Annotated in this window: 19 protein-coding genes; 12 read left to right on the top strand and 7 right to left on the bottom strand. The window is 61.4% G+C overall.

What is annotated here, in order from left to right:
* Positions 1 to 796: 796 nt before the first annotated feature.
* Positions 797 to 1,537 (top strand): hypothetical protein, encoded by a 741-nt coding sequence (locus tag P3T40_RS13085; protein WP_429268117.1) that lies wholly within the window; start codon positions 797 to 799, stop codon positions 1,535 to 1,537.
* A gap of 49 nt (positions 1,538 to 1,586) precedes the next feature.
* Here P3T40_RS13085 and P3T40_RS13080 read toward each other — a convergent pair whose 3' ends face one another.
* The 3 genes from P3T40_RS13080 to P3T40_RS13070 form a co-directional block, all read right to left on the bottom strand.
* Entirely contained in the window at positions 1,587 to 1,970 is a 384-nt protein-coding gene (locus P3T40_RS13080; protein WP_429268116.1) for a hypothetical protein, read from the bottom strand.
* 85 nt (positions 1,971 to 2,055) lie between these two features.
* Positions 2,056 to 2,694 (bottom strand): LysE family translocator, encoded by a 639-nt coding sequence (locus P3T40_RS13075; RefSeq protein WP_429268115.1) that lies wholly within the window; start codon positions 2,692 to 2,694, stop codon positions 2,056 to 2,058.
* 166 nt (positions 2,695 to 2,860) lie between these two features.
* Positions 2,861 to 3,763: a LysR substrate-binding domain-containing protein gene (locus P3T40_RS13070; protein ID WP_429268114.1), complete on the bottom strand. Its 903-nt coding sequence runs from the start codon at positions 3,761 to 3,763 to the stop codon at positions 2,861 to 2,863.
* A 129-nt stretch (positions 3,764 to 3,892) separates the two neighbouring features.
* Here P3T40_RS13070 and P3T40_RS13065 point away from each other — a divergent pair, with 129 nt between their 5' ends.
* The 6 genes from P3T40_RS13065 (at position 3,893) to P3T40_RS13040 (ending at position 13,955) form a co-directional block, all read left to right on the top strand.
* Positions 3,893 to 5,017 carry a mandelate racemase/muconate lactonizing enzyme family protein gene (locus P3T40_RS13065; RefSeq protein ID WP_429268113.1) on the top strand — a complete coding sequence of 375 codons (1,125 nt, stop codon included), beginning with the start codon at positions 3,893 to 3,895 and terminating at the stop codon, positions 5,015 to 5,017.
* Between the two features lie 722 nt (positions 5,018 to 5,739).
* Positions 5,740 to 8,943: an efflux RND transporter permease subunit gene (locus tag P3T40_RS13060; RefSeq protein WP_429268112.1), complete on the top strand. Its 3,204-nt coding sequence runs from the start codon at positions 5,740 to 5,742 to the stop codon at positions 8,941 to 8,943.
* Positions 8,944 to 8,965: 22 nt separating this feature from the next.
* On the top strand, positions 8,966 to 10,189 hold the full coding sequence (locus P3T40_RS13055; protein ID WP_429268111.1) for an efflux RND transporter periplasmic adaptor subunit: 1,224 nt from the start codon (positions 8,966 to 8,968) through the stop codon (positions 10,187 to 10,189).
* A gap of 14 nt (positions 10,190 to 10,203) precedes the next feature.
* Positions 10,204 to 11,676 carry an efflux transporter outer membrane subunit gene (locus P3T40_RS13050; RefSeq protein ID WP_429268110.1) on the top strand — a complete coding sequence of 491 codons (1,473 nt, stop codon included), beginning with the start codon at positions 10,204 to 10,206 and terminating at the stop codon, positions 11,674 to 11,676.
* A gap of 90 nt (positions 11,677 to 11,766) precedes the next feature.
* On the top strand, positions 11,767 to 12,453 hold the full coding sequence (locus P3T40_RS13045) for a heavy metal response regulator transcription factor (RefSeq protein ID WP_429268109.1): 687 nt from the start codon (positions 11,767 to 11,769) through the stop codon (positions 12,451 to 12,453).
* Positions 12,450 to 13,955, top strand: coding sequence for a heavy metal sensor histidine kinase (locus tag P3T40_RS13040; RefSeq protein WP_429268108.1), 1,506 nt, complete (start codon positions 12,450 to 12,452; stop codon positions 13,953 to 13,955). The genes P3T40_RS13045 and P3T40_RS13040 overlap by 4 nt, the downstream gene beginning before the upstream one ends.
* 27 nt (positions 13,956 to 13,982) lie before the next feature.
* Here P3T40_RS13040 and P3T40_RS13035 read toward each other — a convergent pair whose 3' ends face one another.
* From P3T40_RS13035 to nikR, 3 genes are all read right to left on the bottom strand, one after another.
* Positions 13,983 to 14,330: a hypothetical protein gene (locus P3T40_RS13035; RefSeq protein WP_429268107.1), complete on the bottom strand. Its 348-nt coding sequence runs from the start codon at positions 14,328 to 14,330 to the stop codon at positions 13,983 to 13,985.
* Positions 14,331 to 14,369: 39 nt separating this feature from the next.
* Positions 14,370 to 15,488, bottom strand: a complete 1,119-nt coding sequence (locus P3T40_RS13030; RefSeq protein WP_429268106.1) for a 3-deoxy-7-phosphoheptulonate synthase — start codon at positions 15,486 to 15,488, stop codon at positions 14,370 to 14,372.
* Positions 15,489 to 15,562: 74 nt separating this feature from the next.
* Positions 15,563 to 16,021 (bottom strand): nickel-responsive transcriptional regulator NikR, encoded by a 459-nt coding sequence (gene nikR / locus P3T40_RS13025; protein ID WP_429268105.1) that lies wholly within the window; start codon positions 16,019 to 16,021, stop codon positions 15,563 to 15,565.
* A gap of 163 nt (positions 16,022 to 16,184) precedes the next feature.
* On the opposite strand from nikR, the gene P3T40_RS13020 reads away from it, so the two are divergent.
* Complete coding sequence (locus tag P3T40_RS13020; protein ID WP_429268104.1) at positions 16,185 to 17,249, top strand: HoxN/HupN/NixA family nickel/cobalt transporter; 1,065 nt, start codon at positions 16,185 to 16,187, stop codon at positions 17,247 to 17,249.
* A gap of 50 nt (positions 17,250 to 17,299) precedes the next feature.
* On the opposite strand, the gene P3T40_RS13015 is transcribed toward P3T40_RS13020, so the two are convergent.
* Positions 17,300 to 18,793 carry a diguanylate cyclase gene (locus tag P3T40_RS13015; RefSeq protein WP_429268103.1) on the bottom strand — a complete coding sequence of 498 codons (1,494 nt, stop codon included), beginning with the start codon at positions 18,791 to 18,793 and terminating at the stop codon, positions 17,300 to 17,302.
* A 571-nt stretch (positions 18,794 to 19,364) separates the two neighbouring features.
* Here P3T40_RS13015 and P3T40_RS13010 point away from each other — a divergent pair.
* The 4 genes from P3T40_RS13010 to P3T40_RS12995 all read left to right on the top strand — a co-directional run bounded on the left by P3T40_RS13010 (position 19,365) and on the right by P3T40_RS12995 (position 22,699).
* Positions 19,365 to 20,138, top strand: a complete 774-nt coding sequence (locus tag P3T40_RS13010; RefSeq protein ID WP_429268102.1) for a DUF899 family protein — start codon at positions 19,365 to 19,367, stop codon at positions 20,136 to 20,138.
* 131 nt (positions 20,139 to 20,269) lie between these two features.
* Positions 20,270 to 20,779 carry a GAF domain-containing protein gene (locus P3T40_RS13005; RefSeq protein WP_429268101.1) on the top strand — a complete coding sequence of 170 codons (510 nt, stop codon included), beginning with the start codon at positions 20,270 to 20,272 and terminating at the stop codon, positions 20,777 to 20,779.
* 17 nt (positions 20,780 to 20,796) lie between these two features.
* Entirely contained in the window at positions 20,797 to 21,456 is a 660-nt protein-coding gene (locus P3T40_RS13000; RefSeq protein ID WP_429268100.1) for a M24 family metallopeptidase, read from the top strand.
* Between the two features lie 175 nt (positions 21,457 to 21,631).
* Positions 21,632 to 22,699 carry a Rieske 2Fe-2S domain-containing protein gene (locus tag P3T40_RS12995; protein ID WP_429268099.1) on the top strand — a complete coding sequence of 356 codons (1,068 nt, stop codon included), beginning with the start codon at positions 21,632 to 21,634 and terminating at the stop codon, positions 22,697 to 22,699.
* The last annotated feature ends 9 nt before the right edge of the window (positions 22,700 to 22,708 follow it).

The raw sequence follows: 22,708 nt of genomic DNA, 5'->3' as shown, positions 1-22,708 counted from the left end.
ACAGTGCGACTGCGGACCGATGGCATGACACCCGAATGGGACTGTGCGGAAACGGCCGGTAGTGGATACGGTCCATATCAGTGAACCTCGCTGTTTCTTTATCCTGTCTTGAGTATTCGCATTGCAAGGTTATTTGCTACGCATAACTTCGCATGAATGCCACGTGTCATGAAGGTTCTGCCTGCTTCGGGGCAATATCTATAACCTCATATTGCTGAAAAAAGACGCCCGCCGTAGGCGGGCGCGTTCATCAGCCACGACCCAGGGAGGTCGTAACGTGCGGGGAACCTAAAAGGACAGCAAGGGAATTCTAGTTGAATGTCGAAGGAAAAAGTAGAGCTTTTTTAAAAAAGAAAATTGAAACTCACTGGCTATAAAGAGTTTCAGATAGTTGCTCATTGAACATGATTGTTTCACTGCCGAAAACCGGCCATAGTGCCGTGCAGCGGTGCGCCTGTTTCCCGGAACGAAAAGATGAAGACCAATGCGTTGATGAAGGAAATTCTCGCCTGATTGGGGATTTCTAACTGGAGACTTGCAACCCGCCTTTCAAAATAATTGTGCGATCCATACAGAAAATATGATTTGTGAATGTAGTAATTAAAATGAAATAATGAAATTCAAAGAACGTAAAGATAGTGTCGACAATTAAAGACGTGTGTATTAAGAAAGGTGCAATGCAGCATTGATAAAATTTAAACCGGCATCTTCCCGCGCAGTAAAAAATTGAGTATCTTGTGTTTCCTTGCTGGTTCTTTACTCCATGAAAAAATTGATTAACCTCTGGAGATCGTCAATGAAAGTCACCTCGCACGGTACAAAAGTCTTTAGGTCAGTCATTACTAGCGGTGCGCAATTCGAGGAATACGTCAATGGAATCGGACGCCCGCGATTTGCCGTCAGTTGCGGAGGAGACGATCCGGGCGGCGCTCAGGCCTCGCCGGATGAATGGTTGTTTGCCAATGATATTGAGTGCCTGATGCGGGAATTTCTCGATTGGGACGCGCGCGGCATTCACATGGAGTTCGATCAGCCGGCTACCGAAGACGCAGACGTTGCCGCAAGCTGGACCGTGGTGGAATTGCCGGCCCACTTTAACGACGCTACGTCGAACCTGAATAGCGGCCTGCTCGGTATGATGTGCAAGGCAATGGGGGAGGACGGCGCGCGCACGGCATTCCTCGAGTCGCTTTTCAACGACGCATGGACGTACGATTTTGTTGCGCTGCGCGCGAGCCGCTACGACAGCTTCATCGAGGAATGGAAGGCGGACGATGACAAGAACGCCCGGCCCGAACATTACCGCGCACAGAAACATTTCGGGGTGGTCGTGGACGCCGGTGGACTAGGTATGGGCACCCGGCCGCTACAGTACTGGGTCTATATAGGCGTGGCGAGCGGCAGCCTGACAGCGCAACAACTTAAGGAGGCCGGGCTGAGTTGCGAAGGGCTGATCGGTCAGGCGTGCGTGATCAATGGACTCGGCGAGGTTGAGCGGATTGGCAATCACCGCGTCATCGAGTGTGACGCCGCGTAGTCGGCACGGGGCGCGCCGGTTCGGCGGCCGCCCCATTTAACCAGTATGTTTAACTGTCCTGATCGTCAGACTGCTCTTGCGTCGGATCGAAGAGCCGGGTATGCGCCGCCCAAAAACATAGGCCGGCAAGCGCAGCGCATAAAACCGCCACCGTATAGGCGAGCGGCTTGCCATGCCAGAGACCGTTGAACCATTGATGTAGCTCGGCCATCGCGACTTCGGCAGTACCGCCGATGCGTTGCAGTTCGGCGATGTAACGCGGGTCGTTGTTGATGCCGTAGACCAGTTCCGCATTGTCCTCGGCCGGCGCAGTGGCATATATGATGGCGGCGCCGATCAGGCCCGCGACGAGAATAACGATGCTCGCCAGATAGAGCCGAATCTGCCATGGCGAGTACTGTTCCCGCGGGTCCTGGTTGTCCCGGCTGCTCATGCTGTTTCCAGTTGCATTTGCGCGTGTGCGATACCCGTCACAGTAGCGCAAAGCGACGCTGCGCGAACCATCCGCGCGTGCGTGACTAGCTGCGCGAGGTCAACAGCTTCACGCCGGCCACGCTGAACACGACGGCAAGCGAGCCGTCCAGCCAGCGCCGGATCGAGCCATAGACGCGGCGCGCGGTTTCGGTCGAGAACAGCACGGCGTAGCTGCTGAAGACGAACACGCCGATGCCCATGCAGCCGAGCACGACCGGTGCGGTGTGCGCAGCGCCGCCGCTTGCCGGAACGGCCAGCGAGACGATCGACAGCCAGACCAGAATCGCCTTGGGGTTGGTGAGATGCAGCAACAGGCCGCGCACATAGAGCCGCTGCGAGGAGGCCGGTGCGCGTGTCGTGCGGGCGAGCGGCATCTGCGGCGTGAGCGCCGAGCGGGCCGATTTCCACGCCAGCCACAGCAGGTAGAGGCCGCCCACGACGCGGATGGCTACTAGCAGTTGCGAATAGGTGGCGAGCACCGCCGACAGGCCGAGCGTGGCGAGCATCGCCCAGGAGAACGAACCCGACATGACGCCGAGCGCGAAGGCAAACGCAGCTTTTCTGCCCGAACCCATGGCGAGGGACATGATGGCGAGATTGCTAGGGCCGGGGCTTGCCGTGCCGATGAAGTAGGCGGTGTAGGCGAGCAGGACGTTGGCCGACAGGAAGGCGCTGGCAGTCATGGAACGGGGTTTCCAGGGGCGGTTGATAGCAGCATTAGAGGCGGCGGGGCGTTGCTCGTGTTGATGGGATTAATCTTCGGCCCCAGCCGGCGGGCATGCAGGATTATTCTGCATGATGGCTTGGGCGTTCTTACAGGTACAGTTGGTATTGGGCGGAGCAGGACAGTCAGGGGCGCTCTCTGGAAGCCGTTCGCCCCTTCGGCTCCAGATCCATGGCCGTTTTCAGGAACGCCTGCACGAGCCGCATACGCGCCGACGAGCGGCCCCACAGCAACCCCACCACGCGCTTCGGAAAGGCATGCGGCAGCGGCCATTTGGCAAGCGCGAGCCCGGCGAAACGCGTCATCCGCCAGTCCGGCACCAGCGATACGCCGAGCTTACGGTCGACCAGCACGGCGATCGCATCGAGCCCGTCCAGTTCGCAGCGCTGATGCGGCTTGATGCCGTGCTGGCGCAGATAGCCGTCGGCCAGTTGCCCGCCCACGACTCGGCGGTCGTAGCGCAGAAACGGTTCGCTGCGCAGTACCTCGTGCACGTCGCTTACCTGCATCGAGGCGGGCGTGAGTAACACCAGCGGTTCTTCACGAAACGTGTGCCAGTCGCAGCTTTTCGGTAGATCGAAGAGCGGTTGATCCAGCATCGCGGCATCGAGATCGCCGCTGACCACCTTACGGTACAGGTCCACCGAGGTGCCCGGCTCGAGATAGATGTCCATCTGCGGATGCCGCGCGAGCAGCTCGGCGAGCACGTCGGGAATCAGGCTCGTCATCATCGTCGGCGTGCCGCCGAGGCGCAGTTCGCCGGCCAGCACGGAGGCGTCGTTCAGGTCCGACTTCAGGTCGCGAATGTCATGGAGGACGGCGCGTGCCCGGTCCAGAATCCGCTCGCCGGCTTCGGTCGTGCCAACCGTGCGCCCGGAGCGCCGCACGAGTTTGGCCCCCAGTTCCTCTTCGAGCATCTTGACGCGCTGTGCCACCGCAGCAGGCGTCAGATCCAGCCTGCGGGCGGCTTCCGCGATCGAGCCGAGCTCGACCACATAGACAAAGCTTTGCAGATAGCGCGAGTCCATCGGATAAAACTTTTATCTTTTGAAGAAGCCAAAGGATACTGTTTTTGAGGCCTCGAGGCTATCACACTCGTTAATGCCAGATCCGCGCAAGATGTGGACGGCAGGTATCCCAAACGGAGGAGTGTAGAAATGCCAAGAATCGAATCGGTGTCGGTCTGCGCCGCCGCTGTGTCGCTGGACCGCGTGACCTCGTTCTCCACCCGCACGGTGTCCACGCGCCACTATGGCCTCGTGAAGGTGCGTTCGAGCGATGGTGTGGAGGGCATCGGCTTTTGCTACGTCGGCAGCGCGGCGGGGGAGTTGCTGCGCGTTGCGGTGGAGCAGTTGCTGGCGCCCGTGCTGATCGGCAAAGACTCGTATGCGGTCGAAGCACTGTGGCAGACGATGTATCAGGAGGCGTTGCTGCAGGGTCGTGCCGGTACCGTGATGCGTGCCATCAGCATCCTCGATACGGCATTGTGGGACCTCAATGCACGCACCCATGGCGTACCTTTGCACAAGTACCTCGGCGCGAACGAGCTCGATACCGTGGCCGCCTATGCTAGTGGCGGCTATTACCTGGACGGCAAGACGCCGGCCATGCTCGGCGAAGAAATGGCGCGTTACGTCGAGCTGGGTTTTAGGGCGGTCAAGATGAAGGGCGGGCGGCTTTCGCCGAGTGAAGAAGAGGCCCGCGTGCGGGCCGCACGTGAAGCGATTGGTCCGGACATCGAACTGATGATCGACATCAACAACGGCTGGGCCGATGCCACCCAGGCCATGCAGCACGTGCGCCGTATCGAGCAATACGATCCGTATTTCATCGAAGAGCCGTTCTCGCCCGACGACATCGACAATCATGCGCGCCTCGCGAAGCTGACACGGGTGCCGATTGCCACCGGTGAGATCGGCTATGGCCGCTGGTATCACAAGGAGCTGCTCGACAAGGGCGGCGCGGCGATCCTGCAAACGGACGCGCTGGTGTGCGGTGGGATTACCGAATGGCGGCGCATTGCCGCGACTGCGTCGAGCTACGGGGTCGTGATGTGTCCGCACTGGTTCCACGATGTGCATGCGCCGCTCGTGGCCGCGACCTCGAATGCGCGCTATGTGGAGTACTTCTGGGACGATCAGGTGCTGAACTTTAGACGGTTGATCGACCGGCAGCTTGAGCATAAGAATGGCAGGATCATCCTGCATCAGACGCCGGGGCTCGGCTTTAGCTTCGATGAACAGGCCGTGGCGAAGTACGGGAAGTGGAGTGAGGTGAAGTAGGGTTTGTGGTTGGCCGCGGCGCTTGGCTGGCATAAACGCCTGCCGGTGCTGCGGTTTTAACGTTACGCGTTTTCAGACCCGCGCCCGTCGACGCAAATACAGATTGTTGCACCAGCGCCGCACACGTCACTTGCGCGACTCCACACGGACCTCATACGCCTGATACAAGCACCTCCCGGCACTGCTGCAAATATTATGACTGATCGTTCAATAATACAAGGCGCGTATCGAGTCGTTGAGCGGTATGTAGGGAGTACGCGCTGCAATCTTCTGTAATAAGGCGCGGCCGCCGGGTGGGAGGACCCCCGATTCGCGTCGCGTTTCAAACGGGCTATGCTCGACGATGGTGTCGACTTGCCAGTACAGGTGGCAAATCCGGGCGCCAGGCAGACCGCCAGATCATCCTTCGGGTCGCGTCAGCTTACATTTGCCTTCCTGACAGTTTTGCCATTTTGGTGCCATGCAGACGTTGGTGCCAAACAATTAGCATAGGCCCAGCTTTACCGTGGCGTGGGGTCGCTTTCGAGGGGCTGACCTGTCGGCGCGACTGTCGGGTTTGGCATTGCGTCCGCTAGCGTTGCTCAGCGCGCCATTCATCCGTTGCGTGATTCACCCAACGGTTGTCTCGCGGCTTCGTCAACGTTGATCTGGCGCGAACGTCGTGCGTACGTTCGGCCACGGCGACTTCTCATCCTTTCCAGCATTCTTTCGGGCGCGTTTCAATGTGGATTGTCAACGTTGCGCTAAAGCGGCCATACACGTTCATCGTGATGGCTATTCTGATTCTGCTGGCGACGCCATTTGTCTTGCTGACGACGCCAGTCGATGTGCTGCCGGAAATCAACATTCCAGTTGTCAGCATCATTTGGAGCTACACGGGTCTGTCCGCCGAGGACATGGCCAATCGGATCACCTCCGTCAACGAGCGTAGTCTGACCACGACGGTCAACGACATCGAGCACATCGAGTCGCAGTCGCTCCAGGGCATCACGATCATCAAGCTGTTCCTCCAGCCGAACGCGAACATTCAGACCGCGATTGCCCAGACGGTCGCGGTCGAACAGGCGCAGCTGAAGCAGATGCCGCCAGGCGCCACGCCGCCACTGGTGATCAGCTACTCGGCCTCCAGTATTCCGGTGATCCAGCTCGGACTGTCCAGTCCGAAACTCTCGGAGCAGGATCTCAACGACACGGCGCTCAACTTCCTGCGCCCGCAACTGGTGACGATCCCAGGGGCCGCCGTGCCATACCCGTACGGCGGCAAGTCACGTCTGATTTCGGTCGACCTCGACACGCGGGCGTTGCTCGCGAAGGGGCTGACACCGGCCGACGTGGTCAACGCCTTCAACGCGCAGAACCTGATTCTGCCGACAGGCACGGCGAAGATCGGCGCAACGGAATACACCGTCAACATGAACGGGTCGCCCTCGACGGTGGCGGGCTTGAACGACATCCCAGTGCGCACGCTCAATGGTGCGACCACCTATCTGCGGGAGGTGGCGCATGTTCGCGACGGCTTCTCTCCCCAGACCAATGTGGTGCGCCAGGATGGCCACCGCGGCGTGCTGATGTCGGTGCTGAAGACCGGCAGTTCGTCGACGCTCGCCATCGTCGACTCCCTGAAGGCTCTGCTGCCAACCGCTCGCTCCGCGTTACCGCCTGACCTGAAAATTACCGCGCTTTTCGACCAGTCGGTGTTCGTCAAGGCTGCGGTGCAGGGCGTGATACGCGAAGCGCTGATTGCGGCGGCGCTGACCGCGGCAATGATCTTGCTGTTTCTCGGCAACTGGCGCAGTACCTGCATTATTGCGGTGTCGATTCCGCTGTCGATTCTTACCTCGCTGATTGTTTTGCATGCCTTAGGGCAGACCATCAACATCATGACGCTGGGCGGCCTCGCGCTCGCGGTCGGGATTCTGGTGGACGACGCAACAGTGACGATCGAGAACATTGAGCGTCACTTACACATGGGCACTGACCTACACGAGGCGATTCTCGAAGGTGCCGGCGAAATCGCAGTGCCTGCGCTCGTCTCGACGCTGTGTATCTGTATCGTGTTCGTGCCAATGTTCTTCCTGACCGGCGTGGCGAAATACCTGTTCGTGCCGCTCGCCGAAGCGGTGGTGTTCGCCATGTTGGCGTCGTACGTGCTCTCGCGTACGCTGGTGCCGACCCTCGCCATGCTGCTGATGGGCCATGCCCACAAGCCGAAAGAGGGCAGCAAGCCGAATCCGTTCATGCGGATCTACCATCGATTCGACGCCGGTTTCGAGCGCATGCGTGCCGCGTATATCGTGATCCTGAGCAGCGTGCTGGTGCGCCGCGGGACATTTGGCAGCATCTTCCTCGGGTTCTGCGTGGTCTCGATGGGCCTCGTGTTCGTGCTTGGCGAAGACTTTTTTCCGACCGTCGACGCCGGCGATATCCGCCTGCACATGCGCGCGCCGACTGGCACGCGGATCGAAGAAACCGCGCGGCTTGCCGACGAGGTAGAAAAGGTCGTGCGTCAAGTGGTGCCGGGCAAGGAGCTCAACACCATTCTGGACAACCTGGGATTGCCGTATAGCGGTATTAATCTCTCGTATAGCAACTCGGGGACGATCGGCACGCTGGACGGCGAAATTCAGGTGGCGCTTAACGAAGACCACAAGCCCACCCAGCGCTATATCGACAAGCTGCGGGCGCTCTTGCCACAGCGTTTTCCAGGTGTGGAGTTTTTCTTCCAGCCGGCTGACATCGTGACGCAGATTCTGAACTTCGGGCTGCCTGCGGCCATCGACGTGCAGATCGTCGGCAACGACCAGCAAGGCAACTTCGACGTGGCGCGCAAGCTTTACAAGCAGGTGCGGCTGATTCCGGGCACAGTGGATACGCACATCCAGCAGAAGCTCGACGAGCCGGTGATCAATCTGCAGATGGATCGCACCCGTTTGCAGCAACTGAACCTCAACGCGAACAATGTGGCGCAGAACGTGCTCATCTCGTTGTCAGGCAGCACGCAAACGGCGCCGAGCTTCTGGTTCAACAACAAGAACGGGGTCGAATACAGCGTTGCGGTACAGACGCCGCAGTACGACATATCGTCAATCGACCAGTTGTTGCGCACGCCGGTTTCGGCCGCGTCCAACGGGCCGACGCAACTGCTCGGCAACCTGGTGCAGGTGTCGCCGCAGAACCAGTTCGCCGTCGTCACGCACTACAACATCCGGCCGGTGATCGACCTGTATGTGAGCGTGGAAGGCCGCGACCTGGGCAGCGTAGCTACGCAGGTGAACAAGCTGGTCGATCAGGCCCGCGCAACCTTGCCGCGCGGCAGCCAGATCGTGGTGCGCGGCCAGGTGCAGACGATGCGCACCTCGTTCTTTGGTCTGGGTGTGGGTGTCGCGATGGCCATCGTGCTGGTGTACCTGCTGATCGTGGTGAACTTTCAGTCGTGGGTCGACCCGCTCATCATCATTAGCGCGTTGCCGGCGGCTTTGGCAGGCATCGCGTGGATGCTGTTCATCACCGGCACGCACCTGAGCGTGCCGGCGTTGACCGGTGCAATCATGACCATGGGTGTCGCGACCGCGAACAGTATTCTGATGGTCTCGTTCGCGCGGCAGCGTCTCGGGAGCGGCGCGCCGCCGCTGACCGCGGCGCTCGAGGCCGGTGCCAGCCGGATCCGGCCGGTGCTGATGACGGCATTCGCCATGATCATCGGCATGATTCCGATGGCCTTGGGTCTCGGCGAGGGCGCTGAGCAGAATGCGCCGCTCGGCCGCGCGGTGATCGGCGGCCTGCTGTTTGCAACGATTTCGACGCTCTTTTTCGTACCGCTGGTTTTTGCAGCGATCCACACACGCCTCGCTCACCGTAACGGTGGCGCGCATGGCGGGCAGGGCCCCGACGACGGCGCTGGCGCCGGCGATGGCAAGCACGCGTAAAGTTAAATGACGGCTGACTGAGATGACTGAAAAAACTCACGCTTCGCTAGCGATTCCCGCACGGGACACCGAGGATGGGCACGCACTGCCGCCCCGCAACCGCGAATGGAAACGCGCCAAGATCGCCATCTGGATCGTGCTGGCGCTGCTCGCCGTGGGCGCGTTGCGCACCGTGGTGGCGGATATTCTGCAGAACCGTTCGGTGGCGGATACGACCCAGCAAAATGCCAAGGAGTACGTGAATGTGGTGACGCCCAAGCAGACCGACGGCAGCGGCAATACGCTGCTGCCAGGTACGCTGCGCGGTTATGTGGAGTCACCGATCTTCGCGCGTGCAACGGGCTATCTGCTGCACTGGTACGTCGATATCGGCGCGCACGTGAAGCAGGGCCAGTTGCTGGCCGATCTCGACACGCCAGAAATCGATCAGGAACTGCAGCAGGCCAAGGCGCAGCGCGACCAGATCAACTCGAGCCTTGGGCTGGCGAAGAGTTCGTACGATCGCTGGCAGCAACTGCGCACACGCGACGCGGTCTCGCAACAGGAACTGGATGAACGGCAAAGCACCTATACGCAGGACGTGGCGAATCTCGCCGCTGCTGACGCAAACGTACGGCGCCTGAACCAGCTTGAATCGTTCAAGCGGATCGTTGCGCCGTTCGACGGCGTGGTGACGCAGCGCAACGTCGACGTTGGCGACCTGATCGACGCGGGCAGCGGCACGAGCCGTGCGCTGTTCGCGCTGGCGCAGTCCGATCCGCTGCGCGTGTACGTGCAATTGCCGCAGGCCTACGCGCAAAACGTGGCGGTCGGCAAGCAGGTGGTCGTGACCCAGGCGGAATTGCCTGGGCAGCAGTTCCACGGCACCATCGCCAATATTTCCGGGGCGATCGATGTGCCGACCCGTTCGCTGCAGATCGAAGTGCGGCTGCCGAATCCGGATGGCAAGCTGCGGCCAGGTGCTTACGTTCAGGTGGCCATACCGGCCGTCGCGCACTCCGACATCATGGTGCCGGGCAATACGCTGCTGTTCCGCGCAGAAGGTCCGCGCATCGCGGTCGTCGACAACAACGGTGTCGTGCATCTGCGTAAGGTCGTGATTGCGCAGGATCTGGGGCAGACGCTCGAGATCGAAAGCGGTATCGAGCCGACCGACAAGGTCATCATCAACCCGAGCGATTCGATTGCGGATGGCGATCATGTGCAGATCGAGCAGCCCTCGAACAACAGCAAGGGGGCGTCGTGAAGCGTGTGTGCCCCATGACTGTGCCGCCCGCCCGCATGGTGGCGGCCCTCGGTGCCGCGCTCCTGACAGCCTGCACCGTGGGCCCGGATTACCATCAGCCGCATGCCGATGCGCCGCCTGAGTGGCGCACCGATTCGTACTGGCGTGTGGCGGAGCCGTCGCATGCGCCGATCACGCCGACCTGGTGGGTGAGCTTTAGCGACTTGACGCTCAACGGGCTGGAGGGCCAGGCGCTCGAGCAGAACCAGACGCTTGCCGCCGCGGTGGCGCATTATGAGCAGGCCAAAGCGACGCTCGCGAATACGGCTGCGCAGCAGGTACCCGAGGTCGATCTCGGCGGGACGGGGGAGCGCTTCAAGATCTCGAAGAACCGGCCTCTCACTTCTTATGGCACGCCGAACTCGTCCACCGTGCAAAACGGCCTGATAGTCGGCCCGTCGATCGACTACGATACGGATCTATTCGGCCGGATTCGCCGCGAAGTGGAAGGGGCGAAAGCCTCTGCCGAGCAGTCAGCCGACGATCTTGCCAACGCCCGGCTCGTATTGACCACGGACCTCGCGACCGACTATTTCTCGCTGCGCGAGCTCGATGCCGAGATCGACGTGTTGAACCAGTCGGTAGTGCTGCAGCAGAAAGCGCTCGACTACGTGACGTCGGAACACGATCTCGGCTCGGTGTCCGGACTCGATGTCTTGCAGCAGAAGTCGGAACTGGATTCGACCAAGGTGCAGGCGCAACTGCTACTCGTGCAACGTGCCCAGTTTGAGCATGCGATTGCCGCGCTGGTCGCCGTACCCGCGCCGCAATTCGCGATCGAGCCTAAGGTGATCGAGACGAGAGTGCCGGAGATTCCGCTGGGCGTGCCAAGCGACGTGCTGCAGCGGCGCCCCGATGTGGCCTCCGCGGAACGCGCGATGGCGGCAGCGAACGCGCAGATCGGCGTCGCCAAGGCAGCGTTCTTCCCGAGCCTGACGCTTACGCCGAGCATCGGCTGGCAGAGCACCAATTTCGCCGACCTGTTGAGCGCGCCTAGCCTGATGTGGACGCTCGGCGCAGCGGTCTCGCAGGTCGTGTTCGACGGCGGACGCCGCTCGGCCAACGTCAAGTTCGCGAGCGAAGGATACCAGGCGGCCGAGGCGAATTATCGCCAGACCGTGCTCACCGCGTTCCAGCAGGTGCAGGACGGCGTGACCGGACTGTCGGTGCTGGATGGCGCGGCGAAGCAGTCGCATCAGGCGGTGGTCGATTCGCAGAGCCTGCTGTCGCTCGCCAACGATCGCTATTCCGGCGGCCTCGTCGCCTATCTGGACGTGATTACCGCGCAGCAGACGCTGCTCACGAGCGAGCGCCAGGACGTGCAGATTCACGGCCAGCAGATGACGCTGTCGGTCTCGCTGGTGAAGGCGCTGGGCGGCGGCTGGGATGTTAGCGCGCCGGTTGACGACAAGCAGCAGGCCATGAACCAGTCGAGCCAGCCGAACTGAGCTTCACCTATTCGCGTGGGGAGGATGTGTGCGGTTGGCAGACGGGAAAACGAGGCGTTTCGTATAATTGTAAGGACTCAAGGGGCGTACATGAAATTGCTCATCGTCGAAGATGAACACAAAGTGGTGGACTACCTGCGCTCGGGATTGACCGAGCAAGGCTGGGTGGTCGACATCGCACTCGACGGCGAGGAGGGCATGCATCTGGCCACTGAGTTCGACTACGACGTGATCGTCCTCGATGTGATGCTGCCCAAGCGCGACGGCTTTAGCGTGCTCAAAGCGCTGCGCATGCGCAAATCCACGCCGGTAATCATGCTGACCGCACGCGATCACATCAACGACCGCGTGCGCGGCCTGCGCGAAGGCGCAGACGATTATTTGACCAAACCCTTCTCGTTCCTTGAACTGGTCGAGCGGCTGCATGCGCTCGCGCGGCGCACCCGTTCGCAGGAATCGACGCTGATTTCGGTCGGCGATCTGTTCGTCGATCTGATTGGCCGCCGTGCGACTCGCGATGGCGTGCGCCTCGATCTGACCGCCAAGGAATTCCAGTTGCTGAGCGTCCTGGCACGCCGCCAGGGCGACATTCTGTCGAAGACGGCAATTACCGAGCTGGTCTGGGACGTGAACTTCGACAGCCATACGAACGTGGTCGAAACCGCGATCAAACGATTGCGCGCCAAGCTGGACGGCCCGTTCCGCACCAAGCTGCTGCACACCGTGCGCGGCATGGGCTATGTGCTCGAAGTACGTGAGGAGGCGGAATTGACATGAACCGCTCGATTGCCCGCCGGCTGGCGATGATGTTCGCACTCGTCGCCTTGTCGGTCTTTACGCTAGTCGGCACGGGGTTGTTTCTCGTGATGCGCGTGCAACTGAACCATCACTTGCGCGAGTCGCTCGATGACCGCATGGAGATCGCCAAGATCATCGTGTATCACTCGGTCACGGCGGACAAATGGCGCATGGCGCGCGAGAAGCTGACGGACATGTCGCCGCGCGACGGCACCACGACCTACTCGGTTTCCAGCACCGACCCGAGTTTCCACTATGGTCAGCCGGTCCAGGGACGCGTGACGGATAGCTGGGCGGGCGGCTATACACGGGTGGAACCTGAGGCAGGCGGGCAGGCCATGCTCACTCGCACGATCTCGATACCGGCAAGCGGTGTGCGGCCGACGGTGCAACTGGAAGTCGCGGCGAGTTGCCAGCCTAACGTGCGTACCATGCGGACATTCGGCGCGGCGCTCGCTGCGCTTTCGGCATTGGGCAGTCTGGCGGTGCTGTTGCTGAGCTATTCGGTAACACGTATCGGACTCGCGCCGCTCACGCGTCTGACCAAGGACGCCTCCGAGGTCAGCCCGAACAATCGCTCGCAGCGCCTGAATACGGCTTCGCTGCCGCTGGAACTGAACGATCTCGCCAATTCCTTCAACGGCGCGCTGGAGCGGCTCGATGGCGCATATGGCCGGCTCGAGTCGTTCAATGCGGACGTCGCACACGAGTTGCGCACGCCGGTGACGATCCTGATCGGCCAGACCGAGGTTGCGCTGACCCGTAACCGCTCGGTCGACGATCTGCGCCATACGTTGCAGTCGAATCTGGAAGAGTTCGAACGCATGCGTGCGATTATCAACGACATGCTGTTCCTTGCGCGTGCCGATCAGGGTGAGCGCGCCACCGGGCTGGTTGAAGTGTCGCTGGCCGCGGAAGTGGCCCGCACGCTGGAGTTCCTCGAGATTCCGTTCGAAGAAGCCCAGGTGCGGGCGGTTTCACGTGGCGATGCGATGGCGCTGGTGAACCGCTCGCTGTTTGGCCGCGCCTGCACCAATCTGCTGATGAACGCGATCCAGCACTGCGCGCCGCATGATACGGTCAGGGTGACGATTGTGCGTGAGGAGGACAAGGTACGCATCGCGGTCAGCAATCCCGGCACGCCAATCGATCCTTCGACGCTGGATCACCTGTTCGACCGTTTCTATCGGGCAGAAGCGTCGCGCACCAATAGCCGCGAGAATCACGGCCTCGGGTTGGCGATCGTGAAGGCCATTGCTGAGATGCATCGCGGCACGGTGTCGGTCGAAAGTGCGGTCGGCGTCAATACCTTTGCGTTCTCAGTCGACGCGTCACGTATCGACGTGCAAGGCGTGCGCGAGACGGCGATGACGGTGGAGCGCAACGCCAATAGCGTCAGTAGTGCCAACGGCGTCAGTAACGTCAGTACCACCAAGAACGTGACAGCCGAGCGGGCCCCGGCAGGACGCATGTCGATGTGAGCTGGGGCATGGTTGTGGACTACAGACTCACGCATCCCCAAACGGATTGCCCTTTTTAGCCGCAGGCGTCTGCGTCTTGGTAGCCAGATGATTCTGCAGCCAGAACGACGCCTTATTCAGGCCGAGCGTGTGCCAGTCCTGACCGATTTCGGAGATGAACAGGCGGTCGTCCGGTGCGGTTGCCGCTGAGAACGCGTTGGCGAGTTCCTTGGCGCCGCGCTCCGTGTTGAGTACCAGAAACGCGCCCATCTGATGCAGATGCAGGAACTCGTAGTCGCCCGCGGAGATCTGCGAGGCGATGTCCTTGATCTTTGCATGCCGCTCGGTAGGTGCGCCGATAAAGATGCTGACCAGATACGTCACTTTCTTGTTCATACGTTCCGCCATGGTTCTGCCCCTGTTGTGCAATACCGCTCAGCGCACGCGCCGCTCGCGTGCCGCCTTGGCCAGCGTATCGAGCACGGGTTCGGTCTGCACCCAGCTCAAACACGCGTCGGTAATCGACACGCCGCAACGCAGCGGCACGCCGGGCTTCAGATCCTGACGGCCTTCCTCGAGATTGCTCTCGATCATCACGCCGATGATGCGGTCTTCGCCCGCGGCGAGCTGGCGGGCCAGATCCTCGGCCACGTCGATCTGACGCAGGTGTGACTTGCCCGAATTGGCGTGCGAGCAGTCAACCATGACCTGCTCGCGCAAGCCGGCCGCGCGCAGGACCGCACAGCTTTCTTCGACCGATGCGCTGTCGTAGTTCGGCCCTTTCTTGCCGCCGCGCAGAATCACGTGCGCATCCTCGTTGCCGCGCGTCTCGAAGATCGCCGCCATGCCCATTTTGGTCATGCCCATGAACGCGTGGCTCGCGCGCGCCGCGACGATCGCGTCCGAGGCGATCTGCACGCCGCCGTCCGTGCCGTTCTTGAAGCCGATCGGGCAGCTCAGGCCCGAGGCGAGCTGGCGATGGCTCTGGCTCTCCGTGGTTCGTGCGCCGATGGCGCCCCACGCCACCAGGTCCGCGATGTATTGCGGGCTTAGCAGGTCGAGGAATTCGGTGCCGGTAGGCAAGCCGAGCGCGCTAATCTCCAGCAGCAGTTGCCGCGCCCGGCGCAGGCCCTCATTGATGCGGAAGCTGCCGTCGAGCCGCGGATCGTTGATATAGCCTTTCCAGCCCACCGTGGTGCGCGGCTTTTCGAAGTACACCCGCATGACGATCAGCAGGTCTTCCTGCAGCGCGTCGGCGGCGTGCTTGAGCCGGCGGGCGTAATCGAGCGCCTGGTCGTGATCGTGGATCGAACACGGGCCCACGACCACCACCAGCCGGTCGTCGCGGCCATGCAGGATGTCGGCGATGGCCACGCGGCTTTGCTCGACGAGCGTCTGCACGCGAGGCGGCACAGGCAGCTCGTCTTGCAGCAGGGCGGGCGAAATGAGCGGGCGTACCGCGCCGATCCGCACGTCGTCGATACGGGTCGTGTCCTGGGTGGCGTCGGCAACGCCGACTTCCTGGTCATGTAAAGGATTGTCGATGGCGCTCAAAGTGCTCTCCTGGTGGCGCGGTGTCAGTCCTCGATTATCGCACCTGGGGCGCGCAGGGCGCCTCCGTCTGCATGTCAGACGTGCAGATGCTCGTGCCGGGGCGTGTCGTCGCCATGGTGGTGCTCGGTATGCTCGATGGTGACCGGAATCGTATGCAGATGCGCATAGCGTACGCCGCGCTGGCTGGTGAGGCTGTCCGCGAACGCGGCGACATCATGCGCGCGCCCCCTCAGGACCGACGACTCCAGCAGGCTCTCGTGGTCGAGGTGGACCCGCATGCTGGCGACGGCGAGGTCGTGCCGGTCATGATGCGCCTGGGTGATGCGGCGCGCCAGATCGCGGGTGGCATGGTCGTACACGTAGGTCAGGGTCGCCACGCACTGGCTGTCCGGCGCCTCTTGCTGCGCATGCACCTGACTTTCGCGGACGATGTCGCGGAACGCCTCCGAGCGGCTCGTATAGCCGCGCTGCGCCACCAGCGCATCGACTACGGCGAGGAGATCGTCGTCGATGGTGATCGTGATTCGTTGCATGGCGTCTCCTCACTGCGGATCGTGTCGTTGTTCAATCGTAACCGAACGCGAAGGCTCCTACGCAAATAAGCCACCGCAAATAAGCGAACCCGATCGATATGATCTTTTTTGAAAAAAGTATTATTGTGGGGAGACAATTTCAAGTTCGGATAGCGGGCCTCCCATGACAAGTCTGATGAAAGCGCTGTTCGGCGACGGCAGCGGTCCGCTGCGACAGAAAATCGTCGGGCTTTACGCGTTTCTGCTGCTGTTCAACGTGGCCGCGTGGGCATGGGCTTTTATCGCGTTTCACCACTATCCTCTGCTGATGGGGACGAGCCTGCTCGCCTACTCGTTCGGCCTGCGCCATGCGGTGGACGCCGACCACATCGCCGCCATCGATAACGTCACCCGCAAGTTGATGCAGGCCGGCAAGCGGCCGGTCAGCGTCGGGCTGATGTTTTCGCTGGGCCATTCCACTATCGTGGTGCTCGCCTCGGCAGGCATCGCCGCCACCGCGCTGGCGCTGCAAAGCCGCATGGATGGCTTGAAGGAAGTCGGCGCGGTGATCGGCACGATCGTGTCCACGCTCTTTCTCTTCGCCATTGCGCTGATGAACCTCGTGATCCTGCGCTCGGTGATTCGCGCGTTTCGCCGCGTGCGCAACGGCGAGCCCTACGTGGACGAAGACTTCGACATGCTGCTCGCCAGCCGCGGCTTTCTCGCGCGCATCTTCCGGCCGCTGTTCAGCCTGGTTACGAAAAGCTGGCATATGTACTTGCTGGGCTTTCTGTTCGGTCTCGGCTTCGACACCGCGACGGAGGTCGGCCTGCTGGGGATTTCCGCCGCGAGCGCGGCGCAAGGCCTGCCGGTCTGGTCGATCCTCGTGTTTCCCGTGTTGTTCACTGCGGGGATGACGCTGATCGACACCACCGACAGCATCCTGATGCTGGGCGCCTATGGATGGGCCTTCGTCAAGCCGATCCGCAAGCTCTATTACAACATCACGATCACGACGATCTCGGTGGTGGTGGCGTTGCTGGTGGGCGGTATCGAAGGGCTCGGTTTGATCGGCGACCAGCTGCATCTGTCGGGCGCGTTCTGGGGCGCCATCGGTAGCCTGAACGACAACTTCGGCATGATCGGCTACGTGATCATTGGCGTGTTTATCGTCAGCTGGCTGCTCTCGGCCGCGATCTATCGCTGGAAGCGCTTCGAAGACGTGGAAATCCCGGTTGAATCGCTCTGACCCGCGCTATGCCCGGGCGCTTTGCGCGGCACACATTCGCCACTTTCGCATTACCGCGTGCCGTTGCGCAGAAAATCGCGCTGGACGGTCGCTTCGATACGGTTGCGTCCGCGCTGCTTGGCGCGGTATAGCGCCTGATCGGCCGCCTCGATGATTTCCGCCGCGTCGGCTTGCGGCGATTCGAACACGGCCACCCCGACGCTGACGGTGACATAGAGGCCGGTCGAGCTTTCGTTGCGGATCTTCAGCGACCGAACCGCCTCTTGCATGGTTGAGGCCACGAGGCACGCGCCCGCTTCATCCGTGGCGGGCAGGATCGCCGCAAACTCCTCACCCCCATAGCGCGCGAGCAGGTCGGTGCTGCGCGGCAAGGCGGATTGCAGCGCGAGCGCGACAGAGACGAGGCAGCGGTCGCCGGCCGGGTGCCCATAGCGATCGTTGAGCAGCTTGAAGTAGTCGATATCCACCAGCAGCAGCGCCAGCGGATGCCGGTTGCGGATGGCACGATTCCATTCGAGCGCCAGCGCGTCGTCGAAGCGGCGGCGGTTGGCGGTGTTGGTCAGCGCGTCGGTGAGCGCCATCTGTTCGAGACGGTCGCGCGCGTCGTGCAGTTCGCGTTGCACCCGGATATAGCGGCCTTGCAGCGTGGTCGACCGGGTGGCATAGACGACGAGGGCGGTAAATATCCCCACCGTGCCCACATAAAAATGCTGGCGCATCACCCACATGCTCAGCGCAAGCAGCGCTACCGTGTAAAAGATCGGGCTGACATTCTCGATGAAGAGCGTAAGCCTTTGTTCGTGCGGTTCCTGTTCGACCTCGGTGCGTGGCGAGCTTGGCGCCATGGTCGCCGTGACGAGGAAGATGAACGGGATATCGACGAGGACGTCCATGACGGCATGCCCGTCCGACGTGGCGGCCCAATTGTTGTACACGTAGGCGGCGATCGCGTAGATCCACAGGAAGCTGCAGAGGACCGCGTAGAACCGCCGCTCCCTTCCGCGTGGCTGAGCGAGCAGACGCAGCATCGCGGCGACTGCAAGGATGAAGTTCTCGGCGTTATAGGTCAGAACGAGCGTCGACGCCGAGACAGGCGCGAGCGGGGTGTCCGAAAACGGCAGCACGGAAAAGATGCTGACATAGGCGAGGAAGCCGGTCATCAGCGCCTGGGCTGCGTCCATCCAGATGAAGAACGGCATGCGCTGTTTTGCCGAGACGGACGAGATGGCGAGCAGAACCGGCACGCCGTAGAGGAAGAACGAGAAATCGGAGAACCACGCGGCGCTCTCGGGAAGGTGCTGGAAGATATCCTCCCAGGCGCTGAGGACCATGCCACAAGTCCACAGGCACATCCCGGCGCTCAGCAGAATCCACGGCGAGCGCGACTCGCGCTCCTCAGCCCCAGCGCGCCAGCAGCAACTGGCAAACGCAAGCGATGGCGCAAGAAGCAGGAACGGATAGCTGGCGAACGTGGACGCTGTCTGGGACTTAAACACCAGCAGACCTATCACGTGCAGCGATACGAACAAGACAGCGAATAGCACGAGATGTGTCAGCTTGGGCGGGCGGCGCACAGTTTGATCCCGGAAGTGAGGAAGGCGAGCGAAAGCCGTCAGAAGGGCGTATGCCGATTCAAGGCTTTCCTGATTCTTTTATGCCGGCAATCCACATAATCTGATCTACGGCAGGCGCGGCGAGAACTTGAACGCCATGCGTTGAATGCCGTTTCGACTGATGGTTATCCCCTATATTGAGCAGCGTGATAATGGACATGAAACCCATAAGCGACGCAAACTGCGGTTTGATTTGTGGGGCGGCGGATTCCGTAAATCGTGGCGATTCAGGTGCGGAGCCGCAGCTTTTCAAGCAGTGTCGCATCTTTCCCTTTGTTCAGACAATCTCTTCTTTATCGAACAGGCGTTTAACCTTTTACCGAACATTGCGCCGTGGCGGTGCAGGCATTTAGAAAATACAGGCCGGATTTGCCACGCGACATTGTCGATTCTTCGATTTGCCGTTCGTCGTTTGAATAGGGCGGTTGTGCGGCGAAACCGTACCAGTATCTGGCTGTCACTTTGCGCCCTTATTTTCCCTCAACCTGTCAGGAGACGACGGATGACTGATACGGATCGAATTGCGCCGGTACTGCAGCCGGCCAGGCTATTGGCCCAGCTGCCACTGCGCTTTCCGGGCGAAAGCACGCAGTACCGCGAGGCGCGCAACGCGCTGCTGGCCGAGGAAATCGAACTGCGCCGCCACATCGAGCGGGTGGCGGCCCAGCGGCGAGCGCTGCCGCCGGGCGGTGTGGTGCCGCAGGACTACCGGTTCGAGGGCGAGCATGGGTCGGTGACGCTATCGGAGATGTTCGGCAGTCACGACACGCTGGTGACCTACAACTGGATGTTTGGCCAGCGGAGCGAACGGTCCTGTCCGATGTGCACGTCGACGCTGGGCGGCCTCGATGGCGAGATGGCCGATATTCTGCAACGCGTGGCGTTTGCGGTCATCGCCCGTTCGCCGATCGAGCGCCTTGTGGCCTTCAAGAGGGAGCGTGGCTGGCGCCACCTGCGCGTGTATTCATCGGGCGGCAACACCTTCAATCGCGACTATGCGAACGAGGATCCCGATGGCGACGACGTCCCTGAGTTCAACGTCTTCACCCGCTCGGGCGGCGTGGTGCGGCATTTCTGGGCCGGCGAGATGGGCCCGCAGACGGCTGATCCCGGTCAGGATCCGCGTGGCGCACCCGACATCATGCCGCTATGGAACGTGCTCGACATGACGCCGGGCGGCCGCGGCACGGACTGGTATCCGAAGCTCGAGTACGACACGGAGCCGGCGGCGCCGGGTAGCCAGGCCGGATCATGCCATTGCGATAGCCATACCTGAGTCCGCAGCGGTGCCACCTCCACGCCGGCCGCCTGACCGGCGTAAGATACGCGTTCGCATGACGGATGGCCTCATCGGCGCGCAACGCCGGGGACCGCTCCGTTCCCTTGGTTTCCGCTACGGACTGCATCATGTTTCAGGTTTCCACCGCTTCATCGCAACTTTCCAAACCGGCTCAATACGAGGAACTGGTCGCCCAGGCGCGCTCGCTGCTCGCAGATGAAACCGATCGAATCGCCAATGCGGCGAACTTTTCCTCGCTGGTGTTCAATTCGCTGGAGGGCTTGAACTGGGCGGGCTTCTATTTGTTCGACGGCGTCGAACTGGTGGTCGGGCCGTTCCAGGGCAAACCGGCGTGCGTGCGCATTGCGCTCGGCAAGGGTGTGTGCGGTACGGCGGCGCAGACGCGGGCCACTCAGGTGGTGCGCGACGTCCATGAATTTCCTGGACATATCGCTTGCGATTCGGCTTCGCAGTCGGAAATCGTGGTACCGCTGGTTGCCGCTGACGGGACGCTGATCGGAGTCTGGGACGTCGACAGTCCACTGGTCGCGCGCTTCGATGAGGAAGACGCCAAAGGTATGGAGGCGTTGTGCCGGGCGTTTGTCGAACTCGCGTGGTCGCGTGCCGCGGCGAAGTAATAGCACGGAGATGACCTTTGAATAGCAACGCGAAACAGGCGGTCGGCAAAGAGTTTTCCATCGACTCGATGCAGCACGCACGGGCGATGACCTGGAAAGTGGTCGATGAAGTCGCGAAGAAAATCCGTCCAGGCATGCGCGAATCGGAGGCGAATGTCATCTGCAAGGAAGTGCTGCATGAACTGGGCATGGACCGGATCTGGCATCCCATTCTGATCCGCTTTGGCGAGAACACGCTGAAGACGTTCAAGGAGCATCCACAGGACGATCCGCAACTTGCCGAGAACGATATTTTCTTCGTGGATCTCGGTGTGGTGTGGGACGGTCACGAGGGCGATGCCGGCGCTACCTACGTGGTGGGTGACGATGCGGAAATGACAGCCTGCGCGGAAGCGGTCAAGACGATCTTCGACGAGGTTGAGCATCACTGGCGTACCACCGGCGCCGGCGGCAAGGCGCTGTACGAGTACGCCGCACAACGCGCCGAGGCGCTCGGCTGGCGTTTGAATGTGGATATCAAGGGCCATCGCGTGAGCGATTTCCCGCATGCAATTTACAAGGCCGGCAATCTGGGCGATTTCGACGAGCGGCCTGACGCCTGCCTGTGGATTCTGGAAATCCAGATTGCCCATCCCACGCGGCCGTTTGGCGCGTTCTACGAAGACCTGCTTGCGTAAGCACGCGCGGCGCCGCGCACCGCGCCGCTGACTCCCTCCTATTCGTATCCATACATAGAGTAGATGCCCGCCGGGGGATGGGTTCGCCCGCCGCATCCCGCTATTGTTGTGTCCACGCAGTCCGATAACACAGCGGCTGCGACGAATCCACGTCAGGTCCTGGAGACGACACAACATGACTTCCCCCCAAGTAGCCCCTTTGACGTTTCAACGCTCGGCCACGCAGCCGCGCAACTGCACTTTCGATAGCCACGACTGGGAGATCCTCAGCCGCTACTGGCATCCGGTGGCATTCGCCACCGACGTGAAAGACAAACCCCTTAGCGTGACGCTGCTGGACGAACGGCTGGTCGTGTTTCGCACCGGTAGCGGCCCGGACAGCCAGCTCGTGACGGCACGCGATGTCTGTCCGCATCGCGGCGCGCCGCTCTCCCAGGGTTGGGTTGAAAACGGCAATCTGGTGTGTCCATATCACGGCCTCGCGTATGGCGCGGACGGCAAGTGCAAACACATCCCGTCGCAAGGGGACGGCCCAATTCCCGAGCGCCTGCATCTGACCACCTATGCCACGCAGGAAGCCTATGGCCTCATCTGGGTTTCGCTCGGCGGCGGCGCTGAAGCGTTGCCCGAGTTTCCCAACTGGGACGATCCGTCGTTTCAGCAGATCTTGCCGCCCTCGATCGACATTCACGCTTCTGCGGGCCGGCAAACCGAGGGCTTTATCGACGTCGCGCACTTCGCATGGATTCACCACGACAGCTTCGCCGATCGCCAGAATCCGGTCGTGCCGCAGTATTCAGTGGAGCGGCGCGAACGTGGCCTGCATGCGGAATACGTCAGCACGGTCAGCAATTTTCCGAAGTCGATGCAGCATCGCGCGCCCGAGGGTTTTCTGTGGCGGCGCATCTTCGAAGTCGACGTGCCGTTTTTTGCTCGCCTCACGGTTCACTTTCCGGAAGGCGGACGCCTGTCGATTCTGAATGCGGCAAGCCCGGTCTCGGCGCGCTTGACCCGGTTGTTCGTGCCGATTGTCAGAAACTTCGACAAGGATCTGCCGCTCGAGGATGTCTATGAATTCAATCGTCAGGTCTTCGAAGAAGATCGCGCGATTGTCGAACTGCAGTGTCCGGAAGATTTGCCCATCGATCGCAGTGCGGAGGCGCCGATTCTTGCCGACCGTTCGTCCGGAGCCTACCGGCGTGCGCTCGGCGAGATCGGTCTCGGCCAGGGCTATGTGCGTTAATCGGGAGAA

The organism is Paraburkholderia sp. EB58, assembly GCF_050436665.1.
Taxonomy (GTDB): Bacteria; Pseudomonadota; Gammaproteobacteria; order Burkholderiales; family Burkholderiaceae; genus Paraburkholderia.
The sequence above is the reverse complement of the archived record's forward strand: the minus strand, read 5'-3'. Positions and strand labels throughout refer to the sequence as shown.